The organism is Micromonospora sp. NPDC005305, from assembly GCF_040607315.1.
GTDB lineage: Bacteria > Actinomycetota > Actinomycetes > Mycobacteriales > Micromonosporaceae > Micromonospora.
The window spans coordinates 1-7,685 of the sequence record NZ_JBEXGL010000047.1; the positions used below are offsets into that span (position 1 = coordinate 1).

10 protein-coding genes are annotated in these 7,685 nt (G+C 71.5%); 6 read left to right on the forward strand and 4 right to left on the reverse strand.

Features of this window, described 5'->3' with window-relative positions; all coding sequences use genetic code 11:
• Positions 1-740: 740 nt before the first annotated feature.
• The 3 genes from ABZS80_RS33120 to ABZS80_RS33130 all read right to left on the reverse strand — a co-directional run bounded on the left by ABZS80_RS33120 (position 741) and on the right by ABZS80_RS33130 (position 2,133).
• Positions 741-995: a hypothetical protein gene (locus ABZS80_RS33120; protein ID WP_355062139.1), complete on the reverse strand. Its 255-nt coding sequence runs from the start codon at positions 993-995 to the stop codon at positions 741-743.
• Positions 996-1,035: 40 nt separating this feature from the next.
• Positions 1,036-1,596 carry an alpha-ketoglutarate-dependent dioxygenase AlkB gene (locus ABZS80_RS33125; RefSeq protein WP_355062141.1) on the reverse strand — a complete coding sequence of 187 codons (561 nt, stop codon included), beginning with the start codon at positions 1,594-1,596 and terminating at the stop codon, positions 1,036-1,038.
• A gap of 69 nt (positions 1,597-1,665) precedes the next feature.
• On the reverse strand, positions 1,666-2,133 hold the full coding sequence (locus ABZS80_RS33130) for a hypothetical protein (RefSeq protein WP_355062143.1): 468 nt from the start codon (positions 2,131-2,133) through the stop codon (positions 1,666-1,668).
• A 285-nt stretch (positions 2,134-2,418) separates the two neighbouring features.
• On the opposite strand from ABZS80_RS33130, the gene ABZS80_RS33135 reads away from it, so the two are divergent.
• The 4 genes from ABZS80_RS33135 (at position 2,419) to argS (ending at position 6,234) form a co-directional block, all read left to right on the forward strand.
• A complete protein-coding gene (locus ABZS80_RS33135) occupies positions 2,419-2,865 on the forward strand; it encodes a PRC-barrel domain-containing protein (protein ID WP_355062145.1) in 447 nt (148 codons plus the stop codon).
• A 52-nt stretch (positions 2,866-2,917) separates the two neighbouring features.
• Positions 2,918-3,085 carry a hypothetical protein gene (locus ABZS80_RS33140; protein WP_192579968.1) on the forward strand — a complete coding sequence of 56 codons (168 nt, stop codon included), beginning with the start codon at positions 2,918-2,920 and terminating at the stop codon, positions 3,083-3,085.
• Positions 3,086-3,174: 89 nt separating this feature from the next.
• On the forward strand, positions 3,175-4,233 hold the full coding sequence (gene trpS, locus ABZS80_RS33145) for a tryptophan--tRNA ligase (protein WP_355062146.1): 1,059 nt from the start codon (positions 3,175-3,177) through the stop codon (positions 4,231-4,233).
• 282 nt (positions 4,234-4,515) lie between these two features.
• Complete coding sequence (argS, locus tag ABZS80_RS33150) at positions 4,516-6,234, forward strand: arginine--tRNA ligase (RefSeq protein ID WP_355062148.1); 1,719 nt, start codon at positions 4,516-4,518, stop codon at positions 6,232-6,234.
• Between the two features lie 45 nt (positions 6,235-6,279).
• Here argS and ABZS80_RS33155 read toward each other — a convergent pair whose 3' ends face one another.
• Positions 6,280-6,498 (reverse strand): SRPBCC domain-containing protein, encoded by a 219-nt coding sequence (locus ABZS80_RS33155; RefSeq protein ID WP_355062154.1) that lies wholly within the window; start codon positions 6,496-6,498, stop codon positions 6,280-6,282.
• Here ABZS80_RS33155 and ABZS80_RS33160 point away from each other — a divergent pair.
• Positions 6,443-6,622, forward strand: coding sequence for a hypothetical protein (locus ABZS80_RS33160; RefSeq protein WP_355062150.1), 180 nt, complete (start codon positions 6,443-6,445; stop codon positions 6,620-6,622). The two genes, ABZS80_RS33155 and ABZS80_RS33160, sit on opposite strands and share 56 nt — an antisense overlap.
• A gap of 266 nt (positions 6,623-6,888) precedes the next feature.
• Positions 6,889-7,542, forward strand: coding sequence for a hypothetical protein (locus tag ABZS80_RS33165; RefSeq protein ID WP_355062152.1), 654 nt, complete (start codon positions 6,889-6,891; stop codon positions 7,540-7,542).
• Positions 7,543-7,685: the final 143 nt, after the last annotated feature.

Consider the following 7,685-nt stretch of genomic DNA (forward strand, 5'->3'; position numbering starts at 1 on the left):
AATCAGACCAAAGCCTGACCAGTCCGGGGTATAAATCAATTTGGCACTGGCTTTTCAAGCACCCTGTTGAGTTCTCAAAGAACAACCACACACCAACCGGAACCCCGCACCAGCAGGACCCCGTCCGGGGCATTTCGTTCGTCCTTACACCCGCCGCTCCCGCGCCGGGCACTTTTACTACGTTACCTCACCGTCTCTGCCGTGTCAAACCGTGTGTCCCGGTCTGTCACGCTTCGTACGGGTCGGTGCCGCTGCACACGCGCAGCGGCTAACCGCTGTGCTTGGTCATCGGATTTGGCAGGACGGCCGCTGCGGTTTCCCGCTCGCTCGTCCGTGTCCCTGCCGGTCGTCAACCTTACCCGGTCGGTTCCGCTCCGCCAAATCCGCCCTGCGGCGTTTCGGCGAGCCCCACCCGGTCCGGCTCCGCCGAGGTGCAACCCCGTCGGCGCCGGTGCCATTCCCCGGTTCGGAGCTCCAGGATGTTCGTCCCGTTTGCCCCGTTCCGCGTTGGCAGAGAGAAAGTTACGCGGCCTCGGTTTGATCGTCAAATCCGGGGGTAGCGTCCCGCGTCACATCATCACCGCAGGACTATCTTTCCTGTTCGGCGCTGCTGCGGCGGCGGTTCCCCGCTCCCGGCCAGGGCCGGGCGGCCCGCGCACAGGAGTTGTAGCGCGTCGGAGGGCCTCCGCATTCCCGGTCGCCGCGGCATCCGGCGAGCGGGTGGTCGGGCAACGCGACGCTCAGGCGGTCGGCCGGCGGCGGGCCGCCAGCCAGCCTCGGATGCCGAGCACCCCGACGGTCGTGCCGATGGCCAGCGAGGCCGCGATGAGCAGCGCGTGCACCCAGAGGAAGCTGGTCGGGCTGCCCTGGCCGACCGTGCCGGCCGACCACGCCCGCGGGTCGTGCCAGATGGCGACCGCGAACCTCGGCCAGATCACCCAGGTCCAGACCCCGACCCCGACCAGGAACAGCGACCAGCCGCGCGACAGCACCATGGCTGGCCAGTATGCCAGCGGGACGTCTCCCCAGCTCCGGTCAGGCACGCGAGGACCGGAGCGTGCGGAAGGTCAGCGAATAGCGCAGCGCCGGCACGGGCGGGATGCTGTGCTGCCACGCGGTCCGGGCCGCCCCGGTGAGCGCGTACCCGGAGCGGGGCGCCAGCTCCAGCTCGTACACCCGGCGGTTGTCCCCCGTGCCGCGCTGGAACCGCAACAGGCACGCGGAGCCCAGCGAGAGGCCGACGACGGTCGGCCCGAAGGCGGGCGCGTCACGGTGCCAGCCGATGACGGAGTCCGGCGGATAGCGGGTGACGAGGGTCTGGGCGAGCGCCTCGGGGTCGACCCCGGCGAGCGCCGCGCACCGCTCGCGGACCCAGCGCAGTGCCACCGGCAGCGCCTCCGCGGCCGTGAGCTGGAAGGAGCCGTAGTCGTAGTCGTAGCCGAAGTGCCGGACGGTGCGCCGGGCGATCTGCCCGTGCATGCGGACCTCCCGGAAGTCGAGCGCGTCGAGGGTGGCGACCAGGGAACGTTCCTCGTCGTCGTCGACCAGGTCCGGCTGGTAGGTGAGCCCCGCCGGCCGCTCGTGGATTCCCCGCATCCTGCCCACCTGGCGACCGTAGCGGCGGGCCGGTCCACGCGCCGGGCGAATCCGGCCCGCCGCCGGTGGTCAGAAGCAGGTCACCGCCCCGCCGATCGCCGGGTTCGCCCGGTCGTGGTGGTGGACGACGCCGGCCGCGTCGGTCATCGAGCCGCCCCAGATCGCGCAGCCGGCGCCGAGGTAGCCGTGGACCGGGCCGGCGGCGTAGCGCCGGCTGCCCTCGTCCAGGCCGAAGGTCGTCCACTCCGGGTCGAGGTAGACGCGGGTCCCGGTGAGCGCGCCGACGTATGCGGACTTGAGGGTGACCGTGCAGCCGTACCCGGTGAGGGGGTTGCGGAGAAGGTGGACGGTGCCGAGCCGCGCGCCGGTGGCGGCGTCGTGGATCGGGTCCTGGTCGACGGCGGTGAAGCCGAGCCCGCAAAGCGCCTCCGGGGTGTACGGGTTGACCACGGCGGCCCGCGCGCCGGTGCCCGCCACCGCCACCAGGACGGCCGCCCCGGCCGCCGCCATCCCGATTCGTCCAATGACCCGCTGCATCTGCGTTCCCTTTCCTCGTGCCGATCGGATGCGGGATCAGAATGGTGTGGCCGCCGGCCCCACCGAATGTGCGGGATGGACACTCCGGCCCGCTTGCCGGTGTGCCGGGCGACCGCTATACCACCTCCTACCTCGGCAGATGCGGCCGAGCTATCGGTGGGAGTCGATTATGAGGTATCTCGCAGAATCGCTCTCCGGTGAGTTCGGAATTGCCTTCGTGTTTCCCCGTTTCGCCCATCGGGCACTGTTCGGAGTGGCGACACGACGACACCCGGAGGTGGCACGATGCAGCCGTTCAATCCGTGGATCTGGCGGGACCCGTCGGCCCTCGCGGGCGGCTACGAGCAGACCCGCCCGGACGACGTGCCGCGGCAGCGGTCGGAGGGCGCCGCCGACGACGGCCCCGACGCGCCCGGCCCGGGAACCCCGATCGACCTCACCGGCTACCGGGTGGAGGCGACCGACGGCCGGATCGGCGCGGTCGACCGGGCGAGTGAGGACGCCGGCGCCGGCTACCTGGTGGTGGACACCGGGCCGTGGATCTTCGGCCGGAAGGTGCTGCTGCCGGTCGGCACGGTGGCCCGGGTCGACCACCTGGAGCGCGCCGTGCACGTGGACCGGACCCGGGAGCAGGTCAAGGAGTCACCGCCCTTCGACCCCGACGACTTCGGCCGCGCCGAGTACCGCGAGCAGGTCGGCGACTACTACGCCGAGAGCTACCGGCGGGACTGAGCAGGGCGTTCCGGTCTGCGCGCGGGGCGGAGAACCGGTTACCGTGTCAGACATGGTCCGGCCGAGCACCTGCGCCCCGGAGACCCTCGACGGTCTCCCGGCGGCTGCCGCTCCGGTTCTCCCGGCCCGTGCCGACGACGGTCGGGAGCAGATCCTCGACGTCCTCCGTGCCGGTGGGCTGCGGTTCCGCGCCGGCGGGCGATGGCGGCGCTCGCACTGACGAGCCAACCCCACTGATCCGGGCACACCCCGGGTCGCTCCCGCGCGCCCGCGCGTCCTCCACCGAACCGCCACGAGAGGCGTACGACCATGTCCGCAGCACGGATGCTCACCGGTGACCGCCCGACCGGGCGGCTGCACCTGGGCCACTACGTCGGCAGCATCGCCAACCGGGTGAAGCTGCACCAGCGCTACGAGAGCTTCTTCATCATCGCCGACCTGCACATGCTCACCACGCGGAACAGCCGCGAGGACATCGAGCAGGTCTCCCGCAACGCCCGCGAGATGGTCACCGACATCCTCGCCGCCGGCGTCGAGCCGGACCGGGCCACCTTCTACCTCCAGTCGGCGATCCCCGAGGTCGGCGACCTGAACACCCTGTTCCAGAACCTGGTCACGGTGCCCCGGCTGGAACGGGTCCCGTCGCTCAAGGAGATGAGCCGGGACGCCGGCAAGGAGGAGATGCCGTACGGGCTGCTCGGCTACCCCGTCCTCCAGGCCGCCGACATCCTCTGCGTGAAGGGGCAGGTCGTGCCGGTGGGCAAGGACAACGCCGCGCACGTGGAGGTGACCCGGGAGATCGCCCGGCGCTTCAACCACCTCTACGGCGAGGTCTTCCCCGTACCCGAAATGATCATGTCGGAGACGCCCACCCTGGTCGGCACCGACGGCGCCGGGAAGATGAGCAAGAGCAGGGGGAACGCCATCGCGCTCTCCGACGACCCGGCCACCGTGCGGCGCAAGGTGATGGGCATGTACACCGACCCGAACCGGATCCGCGCCGACGTGCCCGGCACGGTCGAGGGAAATCCGGTGTTCGCGTACCTCGACGTGTTCCACACCGACCGGGCGACGGTCGCGGACCTGAAGGCGCGCTACCGGGCCGGGCGGGTCGGCGACGTCGAGGTCAAGGAGGAACTGGCGGGCGCGCTCAACCGGTTCCTCGACCCGGTGCGGGAGCGGCGGGCCCGGTTCGAGGGGCAGCCCGGCCTGGTCGACGAGCTGATCGTCGAGGGCACCGAGCGGACCCGCGCCGAGGTGCGCCGCACCCTGGTCGAGGTCCGCCGGGCGATGGGCCTGACCAGCGCGTACACCCAGGTGCGGCGGCGGGCCGAGCGCTACCGCAAGGCCGCCGGCACGCCGGCCTGAGATTCCGGGTACGCCGGCCGGCCGGCCCGGGTACGGCCTTGCGCCGCCCCCGGGCCGGCCCGCTAGGCTGCTCGCATGACCAGCTCGCACGCGTTCCCGACGGCGTCCCCCGACGTCCTGTTCGGCGCGCTGCGACGCCGGCGGTCCCGCGACCGCCTGCGCTGAGCATTCCTCACTGCGACCGGCGGATCGAGCCGCCGGTCATCGCCGATCGTCCTCGGTCCGCCCGCATCCCCATCCGGTGATCCGCGTGCGGCGGATCAGAGCGAGATCGGCGTACCCATGGATCTGGAGAGACTGCTGACCGACCGGCTGGCGCCGGCGTTCGCGACGGTGGCCGGCGCGCCGGTCGACCCGGTCGTGCGGCGCTCCCAGCGCGCGGACTTCCAGTCCGACGCGGCGCTGGCTCTGGCCCGGCGGATCGGCCGGCCGCCGCGCGCCGTCGCCACCGAGGTGCTGGAACGCGCGGAGCTGGCCGACCTGTGCAGCGCGGCGGAGGTGTCCGGTCCGGGTTTCCTCAACCTGACCGTCGCCGACGAGGCCCTGGCCGGGCTGGTCTCCGCGCTGGCCACCGACCCGCGGCTCGGGGTGCCGGCGACCACCGCGCCGGAGACCGTGGTGGTCGACTACTCGGCGCCGAACGTGGCGAAGGAGATGCACGTCGGCCACCTGCGCTCGACGGTGATCGGCGACGCGGCGGCCCGGCTGCTGGAGTCGCTGGGGCACCGGGTGGTGCGGGCCAACCACCTGGGCGACTGGGGCACGCCCTTCGGCATGCTGATCGAGCACCTGGCCGACCTGGGCGAGGCCGAGGCGGCGCAGGAGCTGTCGATGGGGGACCTCGACTCGTTCTACAAGGCGGCCCGGGCCAAGTTCGACGCCGACGAGGCGTTCCGCGAGCGGTCCCGGCTGCGGGTCGTGGCGCTGCAGGGCGGGGACCCGGCGACGCTGCGGCTGTGGCGGCTGCTGGTCGAGCAGTCCGAGCGCTACTTCCTCACCGTGTACGACCTGCTCGACGTGACCCTCACCGAGCGGGACTTCCACGGTGAGAGCAGCTACAACGACCTGCTCGGCCCGGTGGTCGAGGAGCTGGACCGGATGGGGCTGCTGCGGTGCAGCGACGGTGCGGCCTGCGTGTTCCCGCCCGGCTCGGTGGGCCGGGACGGTGCGCCGCTGCCGCTGATCGTGCGCAAGTCCGACGGCGGGTACGGCTATCCGGCGACCGACCTGGCGGCGATCCGGCACCGGACCGGCACGCTGGGCGCGACCCGGCTGCTCTACGTGGTCGGGCTGCCGCAGCGGCGGCACTTCGAGATGGTCTACGCCGCCGCGGCGCAGGCCGGTTGGCTGGCTCCGCCCGCCCGAGCCGAGCACGTCGGGTTCGGCTCGATCCTCGGGCCGGACGGGCGGATGCTGCGTAGCCGGGCCGGCGGGTCGGTGAAGCTGGTCGGGCTGCTGGAGGAGGCGGTGGCCCGGGCCACCGCGCTGGCCCGGGAGCGGAACCCGGAGCTGGGCGAAGCGGAAACGGCCGAGGTGGGCCGGGCGGTGGGCATCGGCGCGGTCAAGTACGCCGACCTCTCCAGTGACCGGCACAAGGACTACGTGCTCGACTGGGAGCGGATGCTGTCGCTGGACGGCAACACCGCGCCCTACCTGCAGTACGCGTACTCCCGGATCCGGTCGATCTTCCGGCGGGCCGGCGTGGCGGCCCGGCCGGAGGCGGGGATCTCGCTGGCCGAGCCGGCCGAGCGGGCGCTGGCCTTCGAGCTGGTCGGCTTCGGTGCGGTGGTCGGCGCGGTGGCGGTGAACCTGGAGTTCCACCACCTGGCCGGGTACCTGTACCGGCTCGCCGCCGCGTTCAGCGCCTTCTATGAGCGGTGCCCGGTGCTGCGGGCCGACGAGCCGGTCCGGGAGAGCCGGCTCGTGCTCTGCGACCTGACCGCGCGGGTACTCGCGCAGGGCCTCCACCTGCTCGGCATCCGCACGCCGGAGCGGCTCTGAGGGCGGGTGTCCGCCACCGTGGTCCGGGGCGGCGCCCACGCCGCGTCAGGTCTCCTGCTCCAGCACCGTGAGCATGGAGCGCACCACGGAGGAGCGCCAGCCGCTGCCCATGGTGCGGTGGGCGATCGCCTGGAACGGGCTGTCGAGGTCGAAACCCGAGTGCTCCATCAGCATCCGGGTGCCCCGGCCCTCGGGCTCCAGGCGCCAGGTGACGATCGAGTCGAGCCCACTGCCGCTGCGGTCCGCCCAGGTGATCTGGAGCAGCCGTTCCGGCTCGACGGCGAGGACCTACCTGACGCCGGTCGGCTGGACGCTGGTCTACGGGCTAACACGCTGGACGATCATGAACATCTGGGGCGAGGGCCCGGACGCGGCCCAGTTGGGCTAGGCCGAATGCTAGCCGACGGATTGATCTCGGCAGATCCGTACGTCCCGACGCCCACTGATGCTCCCCTAGGTTCATCGCGCTGTCGCGCATCACGTGGCGAAGATGTGTCGCGCATCGGTTTTCGGATCACAGACGCGGTCGAGCCTGTCCCTCCGTCGACTGACGTGCGACATGCGTCCGCCAACTGATCCGCCACAGTCGGCGCGCGGAACGCGGCAGGAGAGGACGCCGCAGAAGATGATCGAGATCAGAGTACGGTGTCGAGGGTGGGAAGTTTGCGATGGCTGCTCGCCAGTCTCGGGCTCGGCGCGGCCTTCGGCACCGTTACGTCCGCCAGCAACGATGTGTCGTCTCCGTATGGAACGTTCGGTAGTCAGACGGCGCAGACAGGGTGGGCGGACGTCGCCAAGGTTGCAAGTCTGCTCCTAGACGCGGGGTGGGCATGGGCGGCGCTGGCGGTTGCGGCCGGGTGGTTGGTCGGTGCGCGGTTTCGTGGAGCGGTGGCCGGTGTTGTCGCCCTAGCTGCTGCCGTCACCGCCTACTACGGCCTGGACTTCATCCTCCGCGGCGAGCCGTTCGCGTTGTATCAGGCCGAGATGCTGTGGTGGTGGGTCGCGAGCCTGGTTCTTGGCTCGGCGCTGGGCACGGTGGGTGCCGCTGTGCGGTGTCCTGGCGTGATCGGCCTCATCGCCGGCCTGGCGGTCCCCATGGGCGCGGCGCTGCAGATGGTGATTCTGCCGCCAGGCCTCGATGGCTACACGGAGAACCCGGAGGCGGTCTGGGTGCGGTTGATTGTGTGGGTTGGTGCGGCGCTGTGCGGCGGGGTTGTCATCGCCCGGTTTTTTCTCGCGAAGGCATTTCAACAGCCCGCCGGTGGTGCACACACCTCCGCTGACAGCACACTCATTTCGGCTACTTAGAGACTTTCTGCAGGGTCGATGTCCGGCCAGACTCGGTCCAGGTGCCCAGCGAGACGCTCCCACATTGCGGCTGCCCACCGGTGTCATTGGTGTGGCTCTCTCATGGCCTGCGGTCTCGCCGGGCACCGCGCGAGGAGTGGCTG

Bases quoted from the DNA above. Each gene is read 5' to 3' on its own strand.
- ABZS80_RS33120 (WP_355062139.1), bottom strand. From the start codon at position 995: ATGGTGCTGTCGCGCGGCTGGTCGCTGTTCCTGGTCGGGGTCGGGGTC.
- ABZS80_RS33125 (WP_355062141.1), bottom strand. From the start codon at position 1,596: ATGCGGGGAATCCACGAGCGGCCGGCGGGGCTCACCTACCAGCCGGAC.
- ABZS80_RS33130 (WP_355062143.1), bottom strand. From the start codon at position 2,133: ATGCAGCGGGTCATTGGACGAATCGGGATGGCGGCGGCCGGGGCGGCC.
- ABZS80_RS33135 (WP_355062145.1), top strand. From the start codon at position 2,419: ATGCAGCCGTTCAATCCGTGGATCTGGCGGGACCCGTCGGCCCTCGCG.
- ABZS80_RS33140 (WP_192579968.1), top strand. From the start codon at position 2,918: ATGGTCCGGCCGAGCACCTGCGCCCCGGAGACCCTCGACGGTCTCCCG.
- trpS (WP_355062146.1), top strand. From the start codon at position 3,175: ATGTCCGCAGCACGGATGCTCACCGGTGACCGCCCGACCGGGCGGCTG.
- argS (WP_355062148.1), top strand. From the start codon at position 4,516: ATGGATCTGGAGAGACTGCTGACCGACCGGCTGGCGCCGGCGTTCGCG.